This is a genomic window from Photobacterium malacitanum, from assembly GCF_900185615.1.
Lineage (GTDB): Bacteria > Pseudomonadota > Gammaproteobacteria > Enterobacterales > Vibrionaceae > Photobacterium > Photobacterium malacitanum.
Genome location: NZ_FYAK01000036.1, coordinates 1 through 1,163 on the forward strand (window position 1 = coordinate 1; position 1,163 = coordinate 1,163).

1 protein-coding gene is annotated in these 1,163 nt (G+C 45.9%); it reads left to right on the forward strand.

Annotated elements, in window-relative coordinates:
• Positions 1 to 1,163: elongation factor Tu (tuf, locus tag PMAL9190_RS19900; protein ID WP_144384386.1), on the forward strand; the 1,163-nt coding region annotated here is incomplete at both ends.

A 1,163-nucleotide genomic window follows, 5' to 3' on the forward strand; every position in this document is an offset into this window, starting at 1 on the left:
GAACGTAATAAACCGCACGTTAACGTTGGTACTATCGGTCACGTTGACCACGGTAAAACAACTCTAACTGCTGCTATCTGTACTACACTTGCAAAAGTGTACGGTGGTGTTGCTAAAGACTTCGCATCTATCGATAACGCTCCAGAAGAGCGCGAGCGTGGTATCACAATCTCAACTTCTCACGTTGAGTACGATACTCCTACTCGTCACTACGCACACGTAGACTGTCCTGGACACGCCGATTATGTTAAAAACATGATCACTGGTGCTGCTCAAATGGATGGTGGTATCCTAGTTGTTGCTGCAACTGACGGTCCAATGCCACAAACACGTGAGCACATCCTACTTGGTCGCCAGGTTGGTATTCCTTACATCATCGTATTCATGAACAAGTGTGACATGGTTGATGATGAAGAACTACTTGAGCTAGTAGAGATGGAAGTTCGTGAACTTCTTTCTGAGTACGATTTCCCAGGTGATGATTGCCCAGTAATCATGGGTTCTGCACTAGGCGCGCTAAACGGCGAAGCTGAGTGGGAAGCTAAGATCATTGAACTAGCTGAAGCTCTAGATACTTACATTCCAGAGCCAGAGCGTGCTATCGATCTACCATTCATCCTTCCAATCGAAGATGTTTTCTCAATCCAAGGCCGTGGTACTGTAGTAACTGGTCGTGTTGAGCAAGGTATCGTTAAAGTTGGTGACGAAGTTGCTATCGTTGGTATCGTAGACACTATTACAACTACTTGTACTGGTGTTGAGATGTTCCGTAAGCTTCTTGACGAAGGCCGTGCTGGTGAGAACGTTGGTGTTCTTCTACGTGGTACTAAGCGTGATGACGTTCAACGTGGTCAAGTACTTGCTAAGCCAGGTTCAATCACTCCACACACAACTTTCACTTCAGAAATCTATGTTCTTTCTAAAGATGAAGGTGGTCGTCACACTCCTTTCTTCAAAGGTTACCGTCCACAGTTCTACTTCCGTACAACTGACGTAACTGGTACTATCGAGCTACCAGAAGGCGTTGAAATGGTAATGCCTGGTGATAACATCTCTATGACTGTTACTCTAATCGCACCTATCGCGATGGACGAAGGTCTACGTTTTGCTATCCGTGAAGGTGGCCGTACAGTTGGTGCTGGTGTTGTTGCAACTATCGTTGC